The sequence below is a fragment of the Bacillus inaquosorum KCTC 13429 genome, from assembly GCF_000332645.1.
Taxonomy (GTDB): domain Bacteria; phylum Bacillota; class Bacilli; order Bacillales; family Bacillaceae; genus Bacillus; species Bacillus inaquosorum.
In genome coordinates this window covers 548,532-573,251 of the sequence record NZ_AMXN01000002.1, presented here as the reverse complement: position 1 = coordinate 573,251, position 24,720 = coordinate 548,532, and the positions used below count along the sequence as shown (strand labels likewise).

Annotated in this window: 18 protein-coding genes and 1 pseudogene; 17 read left to right on the top strand and 2 right to left on the bottom strand. The window is 44.7% G+C overall.

What is annotated here, in order from left to right:
* Positions 1-122: 122 nt before the first annotated feature.
* From dnaE to BSI_RS13710, 7 genes are all read left to right on the top strand, one after another.
* A complete protein-coding gene (gene dnaE / locus BSI_RS13680; RefSeq protein ID WP_003237799.1) occupies positions 123-3,470 on the top strand; it encodes a DNA polymerase III subunit alpha in 3,348 nt (1,115 codons plus the stop codon).
* Positions 3,471-3,604: 134 nt separating this feature from the next.
* Positions 3,605-4,837, top strand: a complete 1,233-nt coding sequence (ystJ, locus tag BSI_RS13685) for an NADP-dependent malic enzyme (RefSeq protein WP_003237796.1) — start codon at positions 3,605-3,607, stop codon at positions 4,835-4,837.
* A gap of 333 nt (positions 4,838-5,170) precedes the next feature.
* Positions 5,171-6,043 carry an acetyl-CoA carboxylase, carboxyltransferase subunit beta gene (gene accD, locus BSI_RS13690; RefSeq protein ID WP_003237794.1) on the top strand — a complete coding sequence of 291 codons (873 nt, stop codon included), beginning with the start codon at positions 5,171-5,173 and terminating at the stop codon, positions 6,041-6,043.
* Positions 6,028-7,005 carry an acetyl-CoA carboxylase carboxyl transferase subunit alpha gene (gene accA, locus BSI_RS13695; protein WP_003237792.1) on the top strand — a complete coding sequence of 326 codons (978 nt, stop codon included), beginning with the start codon at positions 6,028-6,030 and terminating at the stop codon, positions 7,003-7,005. The genes accD and accA overlap by 16 nt, the downstream gene beginning before the upstream one ends.
* A gap of 183 nt (positions 7,006-7,188) precedes the next feature.
* Complete coding sequence (gene pfkA, locus BSI_RS13700; RefSeq protein ID WP_003237788.1) at positions 7,189-8,148, top strand: 6-phosphofructokinase; 960 nt, start codon at positions 7,189-7,191, stop codon at positions 8,146-8,148.
* A gap of 42 nt (positions 8,149-8,190) precedes the next feature.
* Entirely contained in the window at positions 8,191-9,948 is a 1,758-nt protein-coding gene (pyk, locus tag BSI_RS13705; protein ID WP_032731927.1) for a pyruvate kinase, read from the top strand.
* Positions 9,949-10,041: 93 nt separating this feature from the next.
* Positions 10,042-10,425, top strand: coding sequence for an FxsA family protein (locus tag BSI_RS13710; RefSeq protein ID WP_003237784.1), 384 nt, complete (start codon positions 10,042-10,044; stop codon positions 10,423-10,425).
* A 31-nt stretch (positions 10,426-10,456) separates the two neighbouring features.
* On the opposite strand, the gene ytvI is transcribed toward BSI_RS13710, so the two are convergent.
* Positions 10,457-11,572, bottom strand: coding sequence for a sporulation integral membrane protein YtvI (ytvI, locus tag BSI_RS13715; RefSeq protein WP_003237782.1), 1,116 nt, complete (start codon positions 11,570-11,572; stop codon positions 10,457-10,459).
* Positions 11,573-11,668: 96 nt separating this feature from the next.
* On the opposite strand from ytvI, the gene BSI_RS13720 reads away from it, so the two are divergent.
* From BSI_RS13720 to coaE, 10 genes and pseudogenes are all read left to right on the top strand, one after another.
* Entirely contained in the window at positions 11,669-12,133 is a 465-nt protein-coding gene (locus BSI_RS13720) for a DUF441 domain-containing protein (RefSeq protein ID WP_003237781.1), read from the top strand.
* 334 nt (positions 12,134-12,467) lie between these two features.
* Positions 12,468-13,586, top strand: a complete 1,119-nt coding sequence (citZ, locus tag BSI_RS13725) for a citrate synthase (protein ID WP_003237779.1) — start codon at positions 12,468-12,470, stop codon at positions 13,584-13,586.
* A 164-nt stretch (positions 13,587-13,750) separates the two neighbouring features.
* Entirely contained in the window at positions 13,751-15,022 is a 1,272-nt protein-coding gene (gene icd / locus BSI_RS13730; RefSeq protein ID WP_003237777.1) for an NADP-dependent isocitrate dehydrogenase, read from the top strand.
* A gap of 43 nt (positions 15,023-15,065) precedes the next feature.
* Complete coding sequence (gene mdh, locus BSI_RS13735; RefSeq protein ID WP_003237775.1) at positions 15,066-16,004, top strand: malate dehydrogenase; 939 nt, start codon at positions 15,066-15,068, stop codon at positions 16,002-16,004.
* A gap of 212 nt (positions 16,005-16,216) precedes the next feature.
* Entirely contained in the window at positions 16,217-16,939 is a 723-nt protein-coding gene (gene phoP, locus BSI_RS13740) for a two-component system response regulator PhoP (RefSeq protein WP_003237772.1), read from the top strand.
* Positions 16,932-18,671 (top strand): sensory box histidine kinase PhoR, encoded by a 1,740-nt coding sequence (gene phoR / locus BSI_RS13745; protein WP_003237770.1) that lies wholly within the window; start codon positions 16,932-16,934, stop codon positions 18,669-18,671. The genes phoP and phoR overlap by 8 nt, the downstream gene beginning before the upstream one ends.
* Positions 18,672-18,912: 241 nt before the next feature.
* Positions 18,913-21,555 carry a DNA polymerase I gene (polA, locus tag BSI_RS13750; RefSeq protein WP_003237767.1) on the top strand — a complete coding sequence of 881 codons (2,643 nt, stop codon included), beginning with the start codon at positions 18,913-18,915 and terminating at the stop codon, positions 21,553-21,555.
* Positions 21,556-21,577: 22 nt separating this feature from the next.
* Entirely contained in the window at positions 21,578-22,408 is an 831-nt protein-coding gene (mutM, locus tag BSI_RS13755) for a DNA-formamidopyrimidine glycosylase (RefSeq protein WP_080030803.1), read from the top strand.
* A 149-nt stretch (positions 22,409-22,557) separates the two neighbouring features.
* Positions 22,558-23,208: pseudogene (gene ytaF, locus BSI_RS22065) on the top strand (sporulation membrane protein YtaF); the annotation flags it as partial.
* Positions 23,209-23,223: 15 nt separating this feature from the next.
* On the top strand, positions 23,224-23,817 hold the full coding sequence (gene coaE, locus BSI_RS13760; protein WP_003237762.1) for a dephospho-CoA kinase: 594 nt from the start codon (positions 23,224-23,226) through the stop codon (positions 23,815-23,817).
* Positions 23,818-23,854: 37 nt separating this feature from the next.
* On the opposite strand, the gene ytbE is transcribed toward coaE, so the two are convergent.
* Entirely contained in the window at positions 23,855-24,697 is an 843-nt protein-coding gene (gene ytbE, locus BSI_RS13765; protein ID WP_003237760.1) for an aldo/keto reductase YtbE, read from the bottom strand.
* Positions 24,698-24,720: the final 23 nt, after the last annotated feature.

The following is a 24,720-nucleotide window of genomic DNA, read 5'->3' as shown; positions in this document are numbered from 1 at the left end:
TATATCATATTGAGCTTTCAGGACAAGTATGATGATGAGTCAAAAAAGAACATTTGTTTCTTTTGAAAACCCGCCTTATAATGAAGAAAGAAATGGATCGTAATGGAGAAAGAGGTGATAGCATGTCTTTTGTTCACCTGCAAGTGCATAGTGGGTACAGCCTGCTAAACAGCGCCGCGTCCGTGGAAGAGCTCGTCAAAGAAGCTGACAGGCTCGGATATGCGTCTTTGGCGCTGACAGATGATCATGTCATGTACGGAGCTATTCAATTTTATAAAGCATGCAAGGCGAGGGGAATCAACCCGATAATCGGTTTGACGGCCTCTGTTTTTACTGATGATAACGAGCTTGAAGCCTATCCGCTCGTCCTGCTGGCCAAATCAAATACAGGCTATCAAAACCTGCTGAAAATCAGCAGCGTCCTGCAATCGAAATCAAAAGGCGGGCTAAAGCCGAAATGGCTTAACAGTTATCGAGAAGGCATTATCGCGATGACGCCCGGCGAAAAAGGATATATTGAAATGCTTCTTGAAGGAGGGCTGTTTGAACAGGCCGCTCAAGCCGCGCTTGAATTTCAATCCATATTCGGAAAGGGAGCTTTCTATTTCTCCTATCAGCCTTTTAAAGGGAATAAAGCCTTGTCTGACCAGATACTGCGGCTGTCTGAAGAAACGGGTATCCCTGTTACAGCGACTGGCGATGTGCATTACATAAGGAAAGAAGATAAGGCTGCCTACCGCTGTCTGAAAGCGATTAAAGCAGGGGAGAAACTGACGGATGAATCAGCCGGAGATCTGCCTGATCTCGATTTGAAGCCACTTGAAGAAATGCAAAACATTTATCGAGAGCATCCCGAAGCACTGCAAGCTTCTGTTGAGATCGCAGAACAATGCCGGGTTGACGTCAGCCTCGGACAGACCCGTCTCCCATCTTTCCCGACTCCAGACGGAACGTCCGCTGATGCTTATTTAACGGACATCTGTATGGCAGGACTCCGCAGCCGTTTTGGCACGCCTGATGAACGATATCTTCGCCGTCTTCAATATGAGCTTGACGTCATCAAGCGGATGAAGTTCAGCGATTACTTTCTGATCGTATGGGATTTTATGAAACACGCCCATGAAAAAGGAATCGTTACAGGACCGGGAAGGGGATCTGCGGCAGGCTCTCTTGTGGCTTATGTGCTGTATATTACAGATGTTGACCCGATTAAACATCACCTGCTGTTTGAACGATTTTTAAACCCCGAACGGATCAGCATGCCGGATATTGATATTGACTTTCCGGATACAAGAAGGGATGAAGTCATCCAATATGTTCAGCAGAAATACGGTGCAATGCACGTCGCACAGATTATCACTTTTGGAACACTTGCGGCAAAAGCGGCACTCCGGGACGTCGGCAGAGTATTCGGCGTCAGCCCTAAGGAAGCAGATCAGCTTGCAAAACTCATCCCTTCAAGGCCGGGCATGACGCTGGAGGAAGCGAGACAGCAATCGCCGCAGCTGGATAAGAGGCTTCGGGAGTCAAGCCTGCTTCAGCAAGTCTATACAATTGCCCGAAAAATAGAAGGGCTGCCAAGGCATACCTCAACCCACGCAGCAGGTGTTGTCCTGAGTGAAGAACCGTTAACGGATGTTGTTCCGCTTCAGGAAGGGCATGAAGGGATATATTTGACGCAATACGCGATGGACCATCTTGAAGACTTGGGTCTTTTAAAAATGGATTTCTTAGGCTTACGCAACCTGACGCTTATCGAGTCCATCACTTCAATGATCGAAAAAGAAGAAAACATCAAAATAGATCTTTCAAATATTTCCTACCAGGATGGCAAAACGTTCTCCTTGCTGTCAAAAGGGGATACGACAGGGATTTTCCAGCTTGAATCGTCGGGGATGAGAAGCGTCCTGAAGCGGCTAAAACCTTCAGGCCTCGAGGATATTGTGGCGGTCAATGCGCTGTACCGGCCTGGTCCGATGGAAAATATTCCGTTATTTATCGACCGTAAACACGGCCGGGCGCCTGTTCAATATCCCCATGAAGATGTAAGGAGCATCTTGGAAGATACATATGGCGTCATTGTGTATCAGGAACAAATTATGATGATTGCTTCCCGGATGGCAGGGTTTTCTTTAGGCGAAGCGGACCTGCTGAGACGGGCGGTCAGCAAAAAGAAAAAAGAAATCCTGGACAAAGAGCGAAGCCATTTTGTTGAAGGGTGCTTAAAAAAGGAGTATTCTGTAGACACTGCAAATGAAGTCTACGATTTAATCGTCAAATTCGCAAACTACGGCTTTAACCGAAGCCATGCGGTGGCATACAGCATGATCGGGTGCCAGCTTGCGTATTTGAAAGCTCATTATCCGTTATATTTTATGTGCGGATTGCTGACAAGCGTCATTGGCAATGAGGATAAAATATCTCAATATCTTTACGAAGCAAAGGGGAGCGGGATTCGTATCCTTCCTCCGTCAGTGAACAAAAGCAGTTTTCCGTTTACAGTTGAAGACGGATCTGTCAGATACAGCCTCCGCGCGATAAAAAGTGTAGGCGTCTCCGCAGTCAAAGATATATATAAAGCAAGAAAAGAGAAACCATTTGAAGATCTTTTCGACTTCTGCTTTCGCGTGCCGTCAAAAAGCGTAAATCGCAAAACGCTTGAAGCACTTATCTTTTCTGGTGCGATGGACGAATTCGGCCAAAACCGGGCCACGCTGCTCGCATCCATTGACGTTGCTTTGGAACATGTTGAGCTATTTGCCGCGGACGATGACCAAATGGGATTGTTTTTAGATGAATCGTTTTCGATTAAGCCGAAGTATGTGGAGACGGAGGAGCTTCCGCTTGTGGATTTGCTTGCGTTCGAAAAAGAAACGCTTGGCATTTATTTTTCAAATCATCCGCTCTCTGCCTTCCGTAAACAGCTGGCTGCGCACGGAGCAGCATCCATTCTGGAGGCCCAGCAGGCAGTCAAAAGGCAGCTTTCTCTCGGAGTCCTGCTGTCGAAGATCAAAACGATTCGGACGAAAACAGGTCAAAACATGGCGTTTTTAACGCTAAGTGATGAAACCGGCGAAATGGAAGCTGTTGTCTTCCCAGAACAATTCAGACAGCTTTCTCCCGTTTTAAGAGAAGGCGCTCTTTTGTTCACAGCGGGCAAATGTGAAATAAGACAGGACAAGGTCCAGTTCATTATGTCCCGGGCAGAATTGTTAGAAAACATGGATGCCGAAAAAGCGCCATCGGTTTATATAAAGATAGAAAGCAGTCAACACAGTCAGGAAATCCTGGCAAAAATTAAGCGCATTTTGCTGGAGCATAAAGGGGAAACAGGCGTTTATCTCTATTATGAAAGGCAAAAACAGACGATTAAGCTTCCTGAGTCGTTTCATATCGATGCGGATCACCAGGTGTTATATCGCTTAAAAGAGCTGTTGGGTCACCAAAACGTCGTTTTAAAACAGTGGTAACGATTCACTTTTTGTTATACAATTGGAGCAATTATGTGATCCTGTTTAAATATTCAGATAGATAACTCCGCAGAATGCAGCAATCAAAGCAGCAGTATACGAATCAAAAATATCCATAAGGAGTGTTTAGGAGAATGTCATTAAGAGAAGAAGCATTACACCTGCATAAAGTCAATCAGGGGAAACTCGAGTCTAAATCGAAAGTAGAAGTCAGAAACGCGAAAGATTTAAGCCTTGCGTATTCCCCGGGTGTTGCAGAACCGTGCAAGGATATTCATGAAGACATTAACAAAGTATATGATTATACAATGAAGGGGAACATGGTAGCAGTTGTAACTGACGGTACAGCTGTGCTCGGCCTTGGAAATATCGGCCCTGAAGCTGCGCTTCCTGTTATGGAAGGAAAAGCTGTCCTTTTCAAAAGCTTTGCAGGCGTAGACGCATTCCCTATTGCTTTAAGCACAAACGATGTAGATAAAATTGTTGAAACTGTTAAATTGCTTGAACCGACATTTGGCGGCGTAAACCTTGAAGATATTGCAGCGCCAAACTGCTTTATCATTGAAGAGCGCCTCAAAAAAGAAACAAACATCCCAGTTTTCCATGATGATCAGCACGGTACTGCTATTGTAACTGTAGCAGGTCTTGTAAACGCGCTGAAACTGTCTGGAAAATCCATGTCTTCCATTAAAGTTGTGGCAAATGGAGCCGGTGCGGCAGGTATTGCAATTATCAAGCTTCTTCACCATTACGGCGTACGCGACATCGTGATGTGTGATTCAAAAGGAGCGATTTATGAAGGGCGCCCGAACGGCATGAACGATGTCAAAAATGAAGTGGCGAAATTCACAAACCAAGACCGCAAAGACGGTTCTCTGAAAGATGTCATCGTTGATGCTGACGTATTTATCGGCGTATCAGTAGCAGGTGCGTTAACAAAAGAAATGGTTCAAAGCATGGCAAAGGATCCGATTATCTTTGCAATGGCAAATCCGAATCCGGAAATTATGCCGGAAGATGCGCGTGAAGCTGGCGCAAGTGTTATCGGAACGGGCCGTTCTGACTTCCCGAACCAAGTAAACAATGTTCTTGCATTCCCTGGCATTTTCCGCGGAGCGCTTGACGTTCGCGCCACTCACATTAACGAAGAAATGAAAATCGCTGCGGTTGAAGCTATTGCTTCACTGGTTTCAGAAGAAGAGCTTAGCGCAGACTACGTTATCCCTGCACCGTTTGATAAACGTGTTGCGCCTGCTGTTGCGAAGGCTGTGGCAAAAGCGGCGATGGAAACAGGTGTCGCAAGAATCACTGTTGACCCTGAGGAAGTTGCTGAAAAAACGAGAAAACTTACGATTATTGGTGAATAATTTTAGTTCATTCCAAAAATGGCAGCGCGTTGGCGGAGACCGGCGCGCTGTTCTCAAGTTAAACTGGCGGCTGAAATTTTTTTAATGGCTGGTCTTAAAAAAATTTCAGCCGAGTTTAATGTCATTTTTGAATACGCTGCCAATCCTGTTATTTCAACGTTTTATCTGAATTCATCCGAGCCTTTCCGAACGCGTCATTGTATAAAAAGTTGTCGAATTGAGGATGACAGCGTTTGACAAAAAAAGTACAATAGTTTCGGTAAAGTTATTAGCAAGTCTATCTGTTTGATGACATGCGGTGAAGAGAACCCTTCACAAAAGGGAGGTAATCATTTGTTAAAGGATATATTCACTAAAAAGAAAAAGTATGCTTCCGTACCGTCTGATCAAGCGAAGCACGATGTTCCGGAAGGCATTATGACAAAATGTCCCAAATGTAAAAAAATCATGCTCACTAAAGAGTTGGATAAAAATATGCGGGTATGCATGAACTGCGATTATCATTTCCCGATGAATGCAAAACAGCGTATCGCAAGCTTAATGGATGAACAATCCTTTGAGGAATTCAATCAAGGAATGTTATCGGAAAACCCGCTCGGTTTCCCGGGATATCTTGAAAAGCTTGAAAAAGATCGCGAGAAAACATCCTTAAACGAGGCTGTTGTGACAGGCAAGGGCACAATCGGCGGACACCCGGTTGTTGTCGCAGTCATGGATTCTTCATTCAGAATGGGCAGCATGGGTTCAGTCGTCGGTGAAAAAATCACGCTTGCGATTGAAAAAGCAAAAGCTGATAAAGTTCCGTTTATTATTTTTACGGCTTCAGGCGGCGCGAGAATGCAGGAAGGCATATTAAGTTTGATGCAGATGGCTAAGACAAGCTCTGCTTTAAAACTGTTCAGTGAAGAACAGGGCCTCATTATCTCAGTTATGACGCATCCGACTACCGGGGGCGTATCAGCCAGCTTTGCATCCCTTGGCGATTACAATTTCGCTGAGCCTGGCGCGCTGATCGGTTTTGCCGGAAGACGGATTATTGAACAAACGATAGGGGAAAAATTGCCTGAGGACTTCCAAACGGCAGAATTTTTATTAAAACATGGACAGCTTGATGCGGTTATTCACCGCGAAGACATGAAACAAACGTTAGAAAATCTGCTGGATATGCATCAATCGGGAGGTGACTTTGAGTGGCTGCAAGATTAGAATTTGAAAAACCGGTGATTGAACTGCAAACCAAAATCGCCGAACTGAAAAAATTCACCCAAGATTCCGATATGGATCTGAGTGCAGAAATCGAACGGCTCGAAGACCGTCTCGCTAAGCTTCAGGATGATATTTACAAAAATCTGAAGCCTTGGGACCGTGTTCAAATCGCGCGTCTGCCGGACCGTCCGACAACGCTTGATTATATTGAACACCTGTTTACCGACTTTTTTGAATGTCACGGAGACAGAGCGTACGGAGACGATGAAGCCATTGTCGGCGGCATTGCGAAGTTCCATGGCCTTCCTGTAACGGTAATCGGGCATCAGCGCGGCAAAGACACAAAGGAAAACCTTGTCCGTAATTTTGGGATGCCGCATCCTGAAGGCTACCGAAAAGCGCTTCGTCTCATGAAACAGGCTGACAAATTCAACAGACCGATTATCTGTTTTATTGATACGAAGGGAGCATATCCTGGACGAGCAGCGGAAGAAAGAGGACAAAGCGAAGCCATTGCCAAAAACCTGTTTGAGATGGCCGGTCTCCGAGTGCCTGTTATCTGCATCGTCATCGGTGAAGGCGGAAGCGGCGGAGCCCTGGGTCTGGGTGTAGGAAACCACTTGCATATGCTGGAAAACTCTACTTATTCTGTTATTTCTCCGGAAGGTGCCGCGGCACTTTTATGGAAGGACTCCAGTCTTGCTAAGAAAGCAGCAGAAACAATGAAAATCACTGCGCCGGATTTAAAAGAATTAGGTATTATAGATCATATGATAAAAGAAGTAAAAGGCGGAGCGCACCACGATGTAAAGCTGCAGGCAAGCTATATGGACGAAACCCTTAAACAATCGTTAAAAACTTTGCTGAAGCTGAGCGAAGAAGAATTAGTTCAGCAACGCTACGAAAAATATAAAGCAATTGGCAAAGTCTCGATTGAAGATCAATATATCGGGGTAAACTAAATAAACGTGAAGCCTTTGGCTCACGTTTATTTTTTGTGACATTCCTTAAATTTTATTTAAAAACAATTTATTTAATTGTATAATAGGTAAGGTTTCATAGGGAGGATGGAGATCCCTTTTCATTGTTTTTAGGGCAATGATCATGTTATGTTTAATCATATATGTTGCTGAGGTGAATGGAGAATGAAACGTATAGGGGTATTAACGAGCGGCGGGGATTCCCCGGGAATGAACGCAGCAGTTCGCGCAGTAGTCAGAAAAGCGATTTATCATGACGTTGAAGTTTACGGCATTTACAACGGATACGCAGGATTGATCAGCGGAAAGATTGAAAAGCTTGAACTCGGATCTGTAGGCGATATTATACATCGTGGAGGAACAAAGCTTTATACGGCAAGATGTCCTGAATTCAAAACGGTTGAAGGCCGTGAAAAAGGGATAGAAAACTTGAAGAAGCTCGGTATTGAGGGCCTTGTTGTCATCGGCGGAGACGGTTCCTATATGGGTGCCAAAAAATTAACGGAACACGGGTTTCCATGTGTAGGTGTACCGGGTACAATTGATAACGACATTCCGGGCACTGATTTTACAATCGGCTTCGATACAGCTTTAAATACAGTAATTGACGCAATTGATAAGATCCGCGACACAGCGACTTCTCATGAACGTACATATGTGATCGAAGTAATGGGCCGCCATGCCGGCGATATCGCATTGTGGGCCGGTCTTGCAGGGGGCGCGGAATCAATCTTGATCCCTGAGGCAGACTATGACATGCACGAAATCATTGCCCGCTTAAAACGCGGCCACGAACGCGGCAAGAAGCACAGTATTATTATTGTTGCCGAAGGTGTAGGCAGCGGTGTTGAATTCGGGAAACGCATTGAAGAAGAAACAAATCTTGAAACTAGGGTATCTGTATTGGGCCATATCCAGCGCGGAGGTTCTCCGAGCGCTGCTGACCGCGTGCTGGCAAGCCGTCTTGGCGCATATGCAGTTGAACTGCTGCTTGAAGGAAAAGGCGGACGCTGTGTAGGTATACAAAACAATAAGCTTGTAGACCATGATATTATAGAAATACTGGAAACAAAACACACAGTTGAGCAAAACATGTATCAGCTTTCAAAAGAACTGTCTATTTAATGTGCAGCTGAAGGCTGAAGATTTCAGAAGGAAGTGAACCAAATGAGAAAAACTAAAATTGTTTGTACCATCGGTCCGGCAAGTGAAAGTATTGAAATGCTTACGAAATTAATGGAGTCAGGAATGAACGTGGCTCGTTTGAATTTTTCTCACGGAGATTTTGAGGAGCACGGTGCAAGAATAAAAAATATCCGCGAAGCAAGCAAAAAGCTTGGCAAAAACGTTGGTATCCTGCTTGATACAAAAGGTCCTGAAATCCGCACACATACAATGGAAAACGGCGGCATTGAGCTTGAAACAGGCAAAGAGCTTATCATTTCAATGGACGAGGTTGTAGGAACAACAGATAAAATTTCAGTGTCATATGAAGGTTTAGTCGATGACGTTGAACAAGGGTCAACGATTCTGTTAGATGACGGCCTTATCGGCCTTGAGGTGCTTGATGTTGATGCTGCTAATCGCGAAATCAAAACAAAAGTACTAAACAACGGAACACTCAAAAATAAAAAGGGTGTTAACGTACCGGGCGTCAGCGTTAACCTTCCTGGTATCACTGAAAAAGATGCGCGAGACATCGTTTTCGGTATTGAGCAAGGAGTAGACTTTATCGCAGCGTCTTTCGTACGCCGTTCTACGGACGTGCTTGAAATCCGTGAGCTTCTTGAAGAACACAACGCTCAGGATATTCAAATCATCCCTAAAATCGAAAACCAAGAGGGCGTTGACAACATCGATTCTATTCTCGAAGTGTCTGACGGTTTAATGGTTGCACGCGGAGACTTAGGTGTGGAAATTCCAGCTGAAGAAGTGCCGCTCGTCCAAAAAGAACTGATCAAAAAATGCAACGCGCTGGGCAAACCTGTTATTACAGCGACACAAATGCTTGACAGCATGCAGCGCAACCCGCGTCCGACTCGTGCGGAAGCAAGTGACGTTGCAAATGCGATCTTCGACGGCACAGATGCAATCATGCTTTCTGGTGAAACAGCTGCCGGAAGCTATCCGGTTGAGGCGGTTCAAACAATGCACAACATCGCTTCCCGTTCTGAAGAAGCTTTAAATTATAAAGAAATTCTTTCTAAACGCAGAGATCAAGTAGGCATGACGATTACAGATGCAATTGGACAATCTGTCGCGCATACGGCGATTAACCTGAATGCTGCTGCAATCGTAACGCCGACTGAAAGCGGCCATACAGCACGTATGATCGCAAAATACCGTCCGCAGGCGCCGATTGTTGCTGTTACTGTAAATGACTCTATTTCCAGAAAGCTAGCGCTCGTATCAGGCGTATTTGCAGAAAGCGGTCAAAATGCGAACTCAACAGATGAGATGCTTGAGGATGCTGTCCAAAAATCATTGAACAGCGGAATTGTAAAACACGGCGATCTGATCGTCATTACAGCAGGATCTGTCGGTGAGTCTGGCACTACGAACTTAATGAAAGTGTACACTGTCGGCGATATCATCGCTAAAGGCCAAGGCATTGGACGCAAATCAGCTTACGGTCCGGTTGTCATTGCACAAAATGCAAAAGAAGCTGAGCAAAAAATGACTGACGGTGCGGTTCTTGTTACAAAAAGCACTGACCGTGATATGATTGCATCACTTGAAAAAGCGTCTGCCCTTATTACAGAAGAAGGCGGCTTGACAAGCCATGCTGCGGTAGTCGGATTAAGCCTTGGCATTCCGGTTATCGTTGGTCTGGAAAATGCGACGTCTATTTTGGCAGATGGCCAGGATATTACAGTTGACGCTTCCAGAGGCGCAGTCTATCAAGGACGTGCGAGCGTTCTTTAATCAGAGGTGAAAACGGAAGGGGCTTCCCTTCCTTTTCTCTTTATCTTGCCTTATGTTGAACAGAGGCGTGTTACACGTGTGGGGGGCTTGGATATGAGATTTTTATTTTTGCTTTTTATTGTGTTTCCGGCAATAGAAATCGGCATATTCCTATTTTCAGGCAAGCTGATCGGCATATTGCCGACGGTCCTTTTAATGATTCTGACGGGCATTATCGGCGCAGCAGCTGCAAAAAAACAAGGAACCGAAGTGTATTACAAGGTTCAGCGTGATCTTCAATATGGCAAAATGCCTGGCGAAGCGATTGCTGACGGCCTGTGCATTTTCATTGGCGGTCTTTTGCTGATGCTTCCGGGCTTTTTATCAGATTTGGCCGGTGCCTGTCTGCTTATCCCGTTCACCCGCAGCTGGTGTAAGCCGATTCTGTTCAAATGGCTGAGAGGAATGTCGAAGAACAAGCGGATCATCATCAAATAAAAAACGGCAGCCATGCAACATGGGCTGCTTTTTATTTTTGCTGAACGGTGATATACGACCATATTTCCTTTAATGCGCCTGTTGTAATAAACGCCTGAATGATGACGAGAACAGCTGGTCCTGCAATTAGTCCTAAAAACCCGAATAATTTAAAACCGGCAAACAGGGCGATGAGCGTTGCCAGCGGATCGATACCGATTGATTTACTAAGTATTTTGGGTTCTGTCAGCTGTCTTTGAATAAGAACGACGAGGTACAGCACCCCGATTCCGATGGCCTGGGGCAGCTGGCCTGTAATCGATAAATACAAAATCCACGGCACAAATACCGAGCCAGCACCCAAATAAGGGAGAAGATCAACAAGCCCGATTAAAAAAGCAATTGTTGCGGCATGTTCAACTTTTAAGAGAGAAAGGCCGATAAATACAATCACCATCGTAATGAAAACGAGAACGGCCTGCGCTTTGATAAAACCGGTCATTGCTTTTTTTAATTCGCTGCTGATCGCTTTGCTGTTAGCTGTAACCCGATCCGGCAGAACCGAAACGAGCATGGCTTTCAGCTTGTGCCAATCCTTTGTCATAAAAAATGTTGCCAGAAGAGAAAAAATCAGAACCGCCGCTGTATTCGGAAGAAGCGCGAAAAACCTTGGGATCATTTCTAGAATGTGGGACAGCAACAGCCCGGCATTTTTAGCAGCCGAATCACCAAGTGTCTGAATGTGGGTAACGATGGAAGCCTGCTGGTTGGTCTCCAATTCTTGAAACAAAAGGGTCAGTTCGTGATAGAGCGGCTGGATATGTGTTGTAAACAATTTTTCACAATATGAGATAAACGTGCTGATATGCGGAGGCAGCGTTTTTGCAAGATACGCTGTTCCCGTTATGATTTCGGCTACCAGAATGGTGAGCACGCCGAAGGCTGCGAGCAGAAAAAAAGCAAGCACGCCCAGAACGTTTATCGTTCGGGGGAATCCTGTCACCCTGTCCAAATAGTCAACAACAGGATGAATCGCTGATGAAAGAATAAGGGCGATCAGGAACGGATAAGTTAACGGAAACGAATAATAGGCCGCAGCTATCGATCCTGCGGTAATTGACATGACAAAGAGGGTTCTGAAAAAAATAGTGATATAAGATTGATTCACGAAAACGGTCCTCCTCTCGTCAGCATGTCCTATTTTTTATATGTATTCATGCTCCGGCTGAATATGAATACATTCATCTTAAAGGAGGGATGGCATGTGTTTACACAAGCGAATTTATTTTTAATATTACTCTTGGCTATCGCACTTATCGCAAAAAATCAATCATTGCTCTTTGCTGTATCCGTCCTTTTGATCATCAAAATCGTTGGACTTGACCAGAAATTATTTCCAACCATCCAGTCGAAAGGCATCAACTGGGGTGTGACCATTATTACAATCGCTGTTCTTGTTCCGATTGCAACAGGAGAAATCGGATTTAAGCAGCTTGGAGAAGCAATGCGGTCTTCCTACGCATGGATCGCCTTGGGAGCGGGAATCGCAGTGGCGCTGATTGCCAAAAACGGCCTGACCCTGCTGGAAAATGACCCGCATATTACAACTGCTCTTGTGATCGGAACCATTCTTGCAGTCGCACTTTTTGGCGGAGTAGCGGTGGGTCCGCTGATCGGAGCGGGAATTGCTTATATTGCTATGCAGATCGTAAAATTGTTCACTTCATGAAAAAAAAGCGGCTTTAAGCCGCTTTTTTTTATATGCAAAAACCCGCAAATAAAGGCGTTTTTTCGGGGAAATCACAGAATGAAAAAAAAAATTATAGGTAAACATTTAACAAATGTCTGATTATTGTTTATAATGAGAATAGGCTTAAACTTAAATAAGCTTATAAGAATTTGTTATGTTCTTTCATAAGCAAAGGGTTTCATTACCAGCAGGCAGTAAAATGTAAGCATTTTCTTTTAGGGGGAGAGAAATACTTGCATCGTGCTTTTTAAGTAAGCCTCATGTTTTTACAACACTCTTAAAGGGGAAATTTATTGAAAAGGAGATGTTATATATGACAGCGACACGCGGTCTTGAAGGGGTTGTAGCAACAACATCATCTGTTAGTTCTATTATTGATGATACCCTTACATATGTGGGGTATGATATCGATGATTTAACAGAGAATGCAAGTTTTGAAGAAATCATCTACTTGCTTTGGCATTTAAGGCTGCCAAACAAAAAAGAGCTTGAAGAGTTAAAGCAGCAGCTTGCAAAGGAAGCTGCCGTTCCGCAAGAAATTATTGAGCACTTCAAATCTTATTCCCTCGAAAATGTTCATCCCATGGCTGCTCTTCGGACAGCAATTTCATTACTAGGCCTGCTTGACAGCGAGGCTGAAACCATGAACCCGGAAGCCAATTACAAAAAGGCGATCCGCCTTCAGGCAAAGGTGCCTGGTCTGGTTGCGGCGTTTTCCAGAATCCGCAAAGGCCTTGAGCCTGTTGAACCAAGAGAAGACTACGGCATTGCCGAGAATTTTCTCTACACATTAAACGGTGAAGAGCCTTCGCCAATTGAGGTTGAAGCCTTCAACAAAGCATTGATTTTACATGCTGACCATGAGCTGAACGCGTCAACGTTCACAGCGAGGGTCTGCGTCGCGACACTTTCTGATATCTATTCAGGCATTACTGCCGCAATCGGCGCGCTGAAAGGGCCTCTTCACGGCGGGGCGAATGAAGGCGTTATGAAAATGCTGACAGAAATCGGCGAAGTGGAAAACGCTGAGCCGTACATCCGCGCTAAGCTGGAAAAGAAAGAAAAAATTATGGGATTCGGCCACCGCGTTTATAAGCATGGCGACCCGCGCGCGAAGCATCTGAAAGAAATGAGCAAGCGCCTGACCAACCTGACAGGCGAAAGCAAATGGTATGAGATGTCGATTCGCATAGAAGAGATCGTCACATCAGAGAAAAAGCTTCCGCCTAACGTTGATTTCTATTCGGCTTCTGTTTACCACAGCCTCGGCATTGACCATGATTTGTTTACACCGATTTTTGCTGTAAGCAGAATGTCCGGCTGGCTCGCTCATATTCTTGAGCAGTATGACAACAACCGTCTGATCCGCCCGCGCGCAGATTACACGGGCCCTGATAAACAAGCATTTGTTCCGATTGAAGAAAGAGCCTAAAGAACCATTGGAGGCTGGCTTGCGTTAATGAGGTTAGCCTCTTGTTCAGAACATCAAAAGTGGTTTACACTTTAAATTGAATGTTGAGAAAAATCATTTTGTTTTCTATATAAGAAAAATAAAATGTTTTCTAAATATGAATTACATACTGGGAGGTTTTTATTGTGGCACAAGGTGAAAAAATTACAGTCTCTAACGGAGTATTAAACGTACCAAACAACCCGATTATCCCGTTTATCGAAGGAGACGGAACCGGTCCTGATATTTGGAACGCGGCTTCGAAGGTTTTGGAAGCAGCAGTAGAAAAAGCTTACAAAGGCGAAAAGAAAATTACATGGAAAGAAGTTTATGCCGGAGAAAAGGCTTATAATAAAACAGGTGAGTGGCTTCCTGCTGAAACATTAGATGTGATCCGCGAATATTTCATCGCGATTAAAGGGCCGTTAACGACACCTGTCGGCGGCGGTATCCGTTCTTTGAACGTAGCGCTCAGACAAGAGCTTGACCTATTCGTCTGCTTAAGACCTGTAAGATACTTTACTGGAGTGCCGTCACCGGTAAAACGCCCTGAAGATACTGATATGGTCATCTTCCGTGAGAATACAGAAGATATTTATGCAGGCATCGAGTACGCAAAAGGCTCTGAAGAAGTGCAAAAGCTCATCAGCTTCCTGCAAAATGAGTTAAACGTCAACAAAATCCGTTTCCCTGAAACATCAGGTATCGGCATTAAGCCTGTTTCTGAAGAAGGAACAAGCCGTTTGGTCAGAGCTGCAATTGATTATGCGATTGAGCATGGCCGCAAATCTGTAACGCTTGTTCACAAAGGAAACATCATGAAGTTCACAGAAGGTGCCTTCAAAAACTGGGGCTATGAACTTGCTGAAAGAGAATACGGCGAAAAAGTCTTCACGTGGGCTCAATATGACCGCATTGCTGAAGAACAAGGAAAAGACGCTGCAAACAAAGCGCAAAGCGAAGCGGAAGCAGCAGGCAAAATCATTATCAAAGACAGCATTGCTGACATTTTCCTTCAGCAGATCTTAACGCGTCCGAACGAGTTTGATGTCGTTGCGACAATGAACCTGAACGGAGATTACATTTCTGATGCTCTTGCAGCGCAAGTAGGCGGAATCGGTATTGCTCCTGGAGCGAACATCAACTATGAAACAGGACATGCGATTTTCGAGGCGACGCACGGAACGGCTCCTAAATATGCAGGCCTTGATAAAGTAAACCCATCTTCAGTTATTCTTTCAGGCGTTCTGCTTCTTGAGCATCTAGGATGGAACGAAGCGGCTGATTTGGTTATCAAATCTATGGAAAAAACAATCGCTTCTAAAGTCGTAACTTACGATTTTTCCAGATTAATGGATGGCGCAACTGAAGTGAAATGTTCAGAGTTCGGAGAAGAACTGATTAAAAACATGGACTAAGCAAGGAAACAGCCTAAAACTAGCCATAAAGGAGAAGAGAGACATGGGAAATACTCGTAAAAAAGTTTCTGTTATCGGAGCAGGTTTTACCGGAGCGACAACCGCATTTTTAATCGCTCAAAAAGAGCTGGCAGACGTTGTTCTTGTTGATATTCCGCAATTGGAGAACCCGACAAAGGGAAAAGCGCTTGATATGCTTGAAGCAAGCCCTGTTCAAGGCTTTGACGCGAAAATTACGGGAACATCCAACTATGAGGATACAGCGGGTTCTGACATTGTTGTCATTACAGCCGGTATCGCAAGAAAACCTGGTATGAGCAGAGATGATCTGGTCTCTACAAACGAAAAAATTATGAGAAGCGTTACACGAGAAATCGTGAAATATTCTCCTGACTCTATCATTGTGGTGCTGACAAATCCTGTTGATGCAATGACTTACGCGGTGTATAAAGAATCAGGCTTCCCTAAAGAGCGCGTAATCGGCCAGTCCGGTGTGCTTGATACGGCAAGATTCAGAACATTTGTGGCAGAGGAATTAAACTTGTCAGTAAAAGACGTGACTGGTTTCGTTCTTGGCGGACACGGTGACGATATGGTGCCGCTTGTGCGTTATTCTTATGCTGGCGGTATCCCGCTTGAAACCCTTATTCCGAAAGAACGGATTGACGCAATTGTGGAGCGCACAAGAAAAGGTGGAGGCGAAATCGTGAATCTTCTTGGAAACGGAAGCGCGTATTATGCGCCTGCTGCTTCTCTGACAGAAATGGTCGAAGCGATCTTGAAAGATCAGCGCCGCGTCCTTCCTACAATTGCTTATCTTGAAGGTGAATACGGCTATGAAGGCATCTACCTTGGTGTTCCTACAATTGTAGGCGGCAACGGTCTTGAGCAAATCATTGAACTTGAACTGACAGACTATGAAAGAGCACAGCTGAATAAATCAGTTGAATCTGTCAAAAATGTCATGAAAGTATTATCTTAATAAAAAGAGAGAAAGGCTTGCTTGATAGAGCCTTTCTCTTTTTACTATAAATGAAAGCGCTGTCATCCACTCCTTTATTTCTTTTGAAAAATGATGTAAAAGGCGAATTGTCGGAATGTCCTGCTTTCGTTAAAATAAAATCATGAAACATGTTAAGATGACATAAAATAGAGAAATAGGATGTCGGGGAATTATAATACTGGAGGCACAGCATGAACAAGAAAATTTTAGTTGTGGATGATGAAGAATCTATTGTTACTCTTTTACAGTACAATTTGGAACGGTCAGGCTATGATGTCATTACCGCCTCAGACGGGGAAGAAGCACTCAAAAAAGCGGAAACAGAGAAGCCTGATTTGATTGTGCTTGATGTGATGCTTCCAAAACTGGACGGAATCGAAGTATGCAAGCAGCTGAGACAGCAAAAATTGATGTTTCCCATTTTAATGCTGACAGCGAAGGATGAGGAATTCGACAAAGTATTAGGGCTTGAGCTTGGTGCTGATGATTATATGACCAAGCCGTTCAGCCCAAGGGAAGTAAATGCAAGAGTCAAAGCGATTTTAAGGCGTTCCGAAATGGCTGCGCCCTCTAGTGAAATGAAGAACGATGAAATGGAAGGCCAGATCGTGATTGGCGATCTGAAAATCCTGCCTGATCATTATGAAGCGTATTTTAAAGAAAATCAGCTTGAGCTGACACCGAAAGAATTCGAACTGCTGCTCTATTTGGGCAGACATAAAGGCAGAGTGCTGACGAGAGATCTGCTGCTGAGCGCTGTCTGGAATTATGATTTTGCCGGAGATACGAGAATTGTTGATGTGCATATCAGCCATCTCCGCGACAAAATCGAAAACAATACTAAAAAACCGATCTATATTAAAACAATTAGGGGATTGGGGTATAAACTGGAGGAGCCAAAAATGAATGAATAAATACCGTGTGCGCCTTTTTTCTGTACTTGTTGTCTGTATGATTCTGGTGTTTAGTGTCCTCGGGCTGTTTTTGCAGCAGCTCTTTGAATCATCTGATCAAAGAAAAGCAGAGGAACACATTGAAAAAGAAGCCAAATATATGGCCTCACTTCTTGATGCCGGCAATCTGAATGATCAAGCAAATGAGAAAATCATTAAAGATGCAGGCGGTGCGCTTGATGTGAACGCATCCGTTATCGATACAGACGGCAAGGTGCTGTACGGGTCAAACGGGAGTGCGGCAGATTCTCAAAAGGTGCAGGCGCTTGTTTCTGGCCATGAGGGTGTTCTCTCAACAGCAGATAACAAGCTATATTACGGACTTTCGCTTAGAAGTGAAGGTGAAAAAACAGGATATGTGCTGCTTTCAGCCCCTGAACATAGCTCCGGCTTGAACGGCGAATTGTGGGGGATGCTGACGGCCAGTCTTTGTACTGCTTTTATCGTCATTGTTTATTTTTATTCCAGTATGACCTCACGTTATAAAAGGTCAATTGAAGCAGCGACAAACGTAGCAACAGAACTTTCCAAGGGGAACTATGATGCCCGGACGTACGGCGGCTATATCAGGCACTCTGATAAGCTCGGCCGTGCGATGAACAGCCTTGCCGTAGATCTGATGGAAATGACGAGAACGCAGGAAATGCAGCGGGACCGGCTGCTGACTGTCATTGAAAATATCGGCTCCGGGCTGATTATGATTGACGGAAGAGGCTTTATCAATCTCGTGAACAGGTCTTACGCCAAGCAGTTTCATATCAATCCGAATCAGATGCTGCGCCGACTTTATCATGATGCATTTGAACATGAAGAAGTGATCCAGCTTGTCGAAGACATTTTTATGACGGAGACAAAGAAATGCAAGCTGTTAAGACTTCCGATCAAAATTGAGCGGCGTTATTTTGAAGTGGATGGCGTTCCGATTATGGGGCCGGACGATGAATGGAAAGGAATTGTGCTCGTTTTCCATGACATGACGGAGACGAAGAAATTAGAGCAGATGAGAAAGGATTTTGTGGCTAACGTTTCTCATGAACTGAAAACGCCGATTACCTCTATTAAAGGGTTTACGGAGACGTTATTGGACGGGGCGATGGAGGACAAAGAGGCGCTTTCTGAGTTTCTCTCTATTATTCTGAAAGAAAGCGAAAGGCTTCAGTCTTTGGTTCAGGATCTTCTCGATCTCTCAAAAATCGAGCAGCAAAACTTTACGCTCAGCATTGAAACATTTGATCCAGCCAAAATGCTTGGTGAGATTGAAACGCTTCTTAAGCATAAGGCGGATGAGAAAGGCATCTCCTTACAACTGAATGTCCCGAAAGACACGCTCTATGTATCGGGAGACCCGTACAGGCTGAAACAGGTATTTCTTAATCTCGTAAATAATGCGCTAACCTATACGCCTGAGGGGGGCTCTGTAGCTATCAATGTAAAGCCCGGAGAAAAAGACATTCAGATTGAAGTTGCGGATTCCGGAATCGGAATTCAGAAAGAAGAAATTCCGCGCATCTTTGAACGTTTTTACCGCGTGGATAAAGACAGAAGCAGGAATTCGGGCGGAACAGGCCTAGGTCTTGCGATCGTAAAGCATTTAATAGAGGCTCATGAAGGGAAAATCGATGTCACAAGCGAGCTGGGACGGGGAACTGTCTTTACAGTGACGCTGAAACGGGCCGCTGAAACGTCCGCCTAATGTTTACAAAGGTTTAACAATATCTTCATGCACTGTTAAACCTATGCTGATAGGATGTAGTAGAACCCCTTCATCCAAGGAGCCAATTTTGACGGCGGGAACCATTTGTGTTCCCGTCCTTTTTTGTGTCTTCTCTTCAGTTCACGTATTTTCCTTTCAAATTGAACTTTGTTAAAATAAGAGGAGCTAATGACTATGTAAGAGATGAATAGAAGCCTGAGGCTTCTTAGGAGGATATTGAATGACGGAACGAAAAAAATTAGTGCTTGTAGACGGAAACAGTCTGGCTTACCGGGCGTTTTTTGCATTGCCGCTGTTAAGCAATGATAAAGGTGTTCACACAAATGCCGTATACGGCTTTGCGATGATTTTGATGAAGATGCTTGAGGATGAAAAACCGACACACATGCTGGTTGCATTTGATGCCGGGAAAACAACATTTCGTCATGGCACATTTAAAGAATATAAAGGCGGCAGACAGAAAACCCCGCCTGAGCTTTCCGAACAAATGCCGTTTATCCGCGAGTTGCTGGATGCCTATCAGATCAGCCGCTACGAATTGGAACAATACGAAGCCGACGATATTATCGGCACACTGGCCAAATCGGCTGAAAAAGACGGATTTGAAGTAAAGGTTTTCTCTGGAGATAAGGATTTAACTCAGCTGGCAACAGACAAAACGACGGTTGCCATTACGCGAAAAGGAATTACCGATGTTGAATTTTACACACCGGAGCACGTAAAAGAGAAATACGGGCTTACCCCTGAGCAAATTATTGACATGAAGGGTCTGATGGGCGATTCCTCAGATAATATTCCAGGTGTGCCCGGCGTAGGAGAGAAGACAGCGATTAAGCTATTAAAACAGTTCGATTCCGTTGAAAAACTGCTGGAGTCCATTGACGAGGTAAGCGGGAAGAAACTGAAGGAAAAGCTTGAGGAATTTAAAGATCAGGCATTGATGAGCAAGGAGCTTGCGACGATTATGACGGATGCGCCGATTGAGGTATCCGTTTCCGGCCTGGAGTATCAAGGCTTTAATCGTGAACAGGTGATTTCCATCTTTAAAGATCTTGGTTTTAACACACTTCTTGAACGGCTTGGGGAAGACAGCGAAGAAGCAGAACAGGATCAGTCGTTAGAAGAAATTAATGTCGAAACTGTCACAGACGTAACAAGCGGCATATTGGTTTCTCCATCCGCATTTGTCGTTGAACAGATCGGCGATAATTATCATGAAGAGCCGATTCTCGGTTTTTCGATCGTTAATGAAACGGGATCTTATTTCATTCCGAAAGACATTGCCGTGGAGTCTCAGGTGTTTAAAGAATGGGTAGAAAATGACGAGCAGAAGAAATGGGTCTTCGACAGCAAGCGGGCTGTTGTCGCTTTGCGCTGGCAGGGCATTGAGCTGAAAGGAGCGGAGTTTGATACGCTTCTTGCGGCTTATATCATCAATCCGGGCAATTCATATGACGACGTTGCGAGTGTGGCTAAAGATTACGGCTTGCATATCGTTCAAAGCGACGAATCAGTTTACGGCAAAGGAGCAAAACGGGCTGTTCCGTCGGAAGATGTACTGTCTGAGCACCTTGTCAGAAAAGCGTTAGCCATTCAAAGCCTTCGGGAAAAGCTCGTTCAGGAGCTGGAGAACAACGATCAGCTTGAACTGTTTGAAGAGCTCGAAATGCCTCTCGCGCTTATTCTCGGCGAAATGGAATCAACTGGCGTCAAGGTCGATGTTGACCGTTTAAAGCGGATGGGTGAAGAACTGGGCGCGAAGCTGAAGGAATATGAAGAAAAAATCCATGAGATTGCGGGAGAGCCGTTTAATATCAATTCTCCGAAACAGCTCGGCGTCATCTTGTTTGAAAAGATCGGCCTGCCTGTCGTGAAGAAAACAAAAACAGGCTATTCAACGTCAGCCGATGTGCTTGAAAAGCTGGCAGACAAACATGATATTGTCGACTATATTTTGCAGTACAGACAAATTGGCAAGCTTCAATCGACATATATTGAAGGGCTTTTAAAGGTGACGAGACCGGATTCGCATAAGGTGCACACGCGCTTTAACCAGGCTTTAACGCAAACCGGCCGTCTCAGCTCGACTGATCCGAATCTGCAAAACATTCCGATCAGGCTTGAAGAAGGGCGTAAAATCCGCCAAGCTTTTGTTCCGTCTGAAAAAGACTGGCTCATTTTTGCAGCCGATTACTCACAAATTGAGTTGCGGGTGCTTGCCCATATTTCAAAGGATCAAAATCTTATCGAAGCTTTTACAAATGATATGGATATTCATACGAAAACGGCAATGGATGTATTCCATGTTGCCGAGGATGAAGTGACATCTGCGATGAGACGCCAGGCGAAAGCGGTCAACTTTGGCATCGTATACGGCATCAGCGATTACGGGCTGTCACAGAATCTCGGCATTACCCGGAAGGAAGCCGGAGCATTTATCGACCGCTATTTGGAAAGCTTCCAGGGCGTAAAAGCGTACATGGAGGATTCAGTTCAGGACGCGAAGCAAAAGGGCTACGTAACAACGCTTATGCATCGCCGCCGCTACATTCCTGAGCTGACGAGCCGAAACTTTAATATCCGCAGTTTTGCGGAGCGGACGGCGATGAATACACCGATTCAAGGAAGCGCCGCTGATATTATCAAAAAAGCCATGATTGATATGGCTGCCAAGCTGAAAGAAAAGCAATTGAAGGCAAGGCTGCTGCTTCAAGTGCACGATGAATTGATTTTTGAAGCGCCGCAGGAAGAAATTGAAATTCTTGAAAAGCTTGTTCCTGAAGTGATGGAGCATGCGCTTGCATTAGATGTGCCGTTAAAGGTTGACTTTGCATCTGGCCCATCTTGGTACGATGCGAAATAAATAGAGATAGGAAGTGATGGATGTGCCGGAATTACCAGAGGTTGAAACCGTCCGGCGCACTCTGACCGGGCTTGTAAAGGGAAAAACAATTAAATCGGTAGAGATCAGATGGCCAAATATCATCAAACGGCCTGCCGAACCGGAGGAATTTGCGCGAAAACTAACAGGAGAAACGATACAGTCTATCGGAAGACGGGGAAAGTTTTTACTGTTTCATTTAGATCATTATGTCATGGTTTCCCACCTTCGAATGGAAGGGAAATACGGGCTTCATCAAGCGGAGGAGCCAGACGATAAACACGTGCATGTCATATTCACGATGACGGACGGAACTCAGCTTCGTTACAGGGATGTGCGAAAGTTCGGAACCATGCACTTATTTAAACCGGGAGAGGAAGCGGGCGAGCTTCCGCTTTCTCAGTTAGGGCCGGAGCCGGATGCAGAAGAATTTACGAGTGCATATTTAAAAGAACGGCTTGCTAAAACAAACCGTGCTGTCAAAACCGCCCTGCTGGATCAAAAAACGGTTGTCGGACTCGGGAACATTTATGTGGACGAGGCTCTTTTCAGAGCGGGTGTCCATCCCGAGACGAAAGCAAATCAATTATCAGACAAAACAATCAAAACACTTCACGCTGAAATCAAAAACACCCTGCAGGAAGCGATTGACGCGGGCGGCAGCACTGTCCGCTCATATATCAACTCCCAAGGGGAAATCGGAATGTTCCAGCTGCAGCATTTTGTGTACGGAAAAAAAGACGAACCGTGCAAAAATTGCGGTACGATGATTTCAAAAATTGTCGTCGGAGGCAGGGGCACGCATTTTTGCGCGAAGTGCCAGAAAAAAGAGTAGCATAATGCTTCATCGTCCAAGCTGTCGGTGCATATATCAGTAATTCTGTAATAGAGGAATGCCATTTTCGAAACACGGATTTTTTACTTTTCCATATATATGATTGTGATGAATCCCGGGCATTTTACATCTGATACAAGAGCACCAACAGAAAGGAAGAAACGGATATGCAAATGGTTTCTATTCTGCTGCTGGCGTTGGCTGTCAGCTTGGACAGTTTTTCAGTCGGATTTACGTACGGTTTGAGAAAAATGAAAATACCGTTTAAAGCGATTTTGGTTATCGCCTGCTGTTCCGGTGCTGTCATGTTTATATCCATGCTGATCGGAAGCTTTCTCACAAAGTTTTTTCCTGTATATGTGACGGAGAAGCTTGGCGGTTTGATATTGGTCGGAATCGGTGCGTGGGTTCTGTATCAATTTTTCAGGCCGGCAAAAGACAAAGAATACTTATTGCATGAAAAAACGCTGCTTAATTTAGAGGTTCGGTCATTAGGGATTGTGATTCATATTTTGAGAAAGCCCATGAGTGCGGATATCGACAAATCGGGTGTGATCAATGGGATTGAGGCGGTCTTATTGGGATTTGCCTTATCAATTGATGCCTTCGGAGCAGGTATAGGGGCAGCCATTCTCGGTTTTTCACCGATTGTGATGAGCATCGCCGTGGCAGTCATGAGCTCGCTGTTTGTATCAATCGGAATCAATGCCGGCCATTTTCTGTCTAAGTGGAAATGGATCGATAAAATGGCGTTTTTGCCGGGGCTTCTGCTGATCACGATTGGGCTCTGGAAATTGTAAAAAGGAGTTGATCTCTTGACCTTAGTCATTGGTTTAACGGGAGGAATAGCTAGCGGCAAAAGCACGGTTGCCAATATGCTGATTGAAAAAGGAATAACAGTTATAGATGCAGATATTATTGCAAAACAAGCGGTAGAAAAAGGGATGCCGGCCTACCGGCAAATCATTGACGAATTCGGTGAAGACATTCTGCTCCCAAATGGCGATATAGATCGGAAAAAGCTTGGGGCACTGGTATTTACAAATGAACAAAAGCGTCTCGCTTTAAATGCAATTGTTCATCCCGCAGTCAGGCAGGAAATGCTTAAGCGCCGTGATGAAGCCATTGCAAATCGGGAGGCATTTGTTGTATTGGATATCCCGCTATTGTTTGAAAGCAAATTGGAATCTTTAGTTGATAAAATTATTGTGGTCAGTGTGACCAAAGAGCTTCAGCTGGAACGTCTTATGAAGCGCAATCAGTTGACGGAAGAAGAAGCCGTCAGCCGTATCCGCGCTCAAATGCCTTTAGAGGAAAAAACAGCAAGAGCAGATCAAGTCATCGATAACAGCGGCACGCTTGAAGAGACCAGACAGCAGCTTGATGAAGTCATCACTGGCTGGGCATAATACAAAAACACCGTTCAATATGAACGGTGTTTTTTCATTAAAAATCAAAGTTGTCCGGGTCAGGACCGACGCGCAGGTTTTCATTCAGCGCATCGATTCGGTTCATGTCACCCTGTGTTAATTCAAAGTCAAATACGCTGGCATTTTCTTTAATACGATGTTCTTTCGTTGATTTAGGAATCGTAATGATGCCATGCTGCAGATCCCAGCGCAAAATGATTTGCGCGACAGATTTGTTATATGTTTGAGCGATGTCTGCCAGTACAGGATGATCCAGCAGTTGCCCTTGCATTAAAGGTGACCAGGCTTCCATCTGGATGCCTTGTTTTTGGCAGTATGCCATCAACTCTTTTTGTGTAAGGCGCGGATGGAATTCCACTTGGTTGATCATAGGCTTGATTTCAGCAGCCGTCATCAAATCTTCAAGATGATGGATTTGGAAGTTGCTCACGCCGATCGCTTTGACACGGCCTTCTTTATAAAGTGTTTCAAGCGCTCTCCATGCTTCTTTGTATTTTCCCTCTACAGGCCAGTGGATAAGGTATAAATCTAAATAATCCAAACCGAGTTTTGACAGGCTTGTTTCAAACGCGGCGAGTGTTTCCTCGTATCCTAAATCCGCATTCCACACTTTTGATGTAATAAATAGGTCCTCTCTTGAGATGCCTGCTTCGTCAATACCTTGCTGAAGTCCTTCTCCGACTCCAGCTTCATTTCCATAGATAGCGGCAGTATCAATACTGCGGTATCCGTGAACAATTGCGGTTCTAACGGCGTTTACCAGTTCAGTTCCTTCTTCCACTTGGAACACGCCGAGGCCGAACCAAGGCATTTTTACCCCATTATGAAGTGTTGCTGTAGCTTGTAAATGTGTTGTCATGTTGATTTCCTCCTTTGAAATTG

Bases quoted from the DNA above. Each gene is read 5' to 3' on its own strand.
- pfkA (WP_003237788.1), top strand. From the start codon at position 7,189: ATGAAACGTATAGGGGTATTAACGAGCGGCGGGGATTCCCCGGGAATG.
- ytbE (WP_003237760.1), bottom strand. From the start codon at position 24,697: ATGACAACACATTTACAAGCTACAGCAACACTTCATAATGGGGTAAAA.
- citZ (WP_003237779.1), top strand. From the start codon at position 12,468: ATGACAGCGACACGCGGTCTTGAAGGGGTTGTAGCAACAACATCATCT.
- pyk (WP_032731927.1), top strand. From the start codon at position 8,191: ATGAGAAAAACTAAAATTGTTTGTACCATCGGTCCGGCAAGTGAAAGT.
- polA (WP_003237767.1), top strand. From the start codon at position 18,913: ATGACGGAACGAAAAAAATTAGTGCTTGTAGACGGAAACAGTCTGGCT.
- ystJ (WP_003237796.1), top strand. From the start codon at position 3,605: ATGTCATTAAGAGAAGAAGCATTACACCTGCATAAAGTCAATCAGGGG.
- dnaE (WP_003237799.1), top strand. From the start codon at position 123: ATGTCTTTTGTTCACCTGCAAGTGCATAGTGGGTACAGCCTGCTAAAC.
- BSI_RS13710 (WP_003237784.1), top strand. From the start codon at position 10,042: ATGAGATTTTTATTTTTGCTTTTTATTGTGTTTCCGGCAATAGAAATC.
- mdh (WP_003237775.1), top strand. From the start codon at position 15,066: ATGGGAAATACTCGTAAAAAAGTTTCTGTTATCGGAGCAGGTTTTACC.
- phoP (WP_003237772.1), top strand. From the start codon at position 16,217: ATGAACAAGAAAATTTTAGTTGTGGATGATGAAGAATCTATTGTTACT.
- phoR (WP_003237770.1), top strand. From the start codon at position 16,932: ATGAATAAATACCGTGTGCGCCTTTTTTCTGTACTTGTTGTCTGTATG.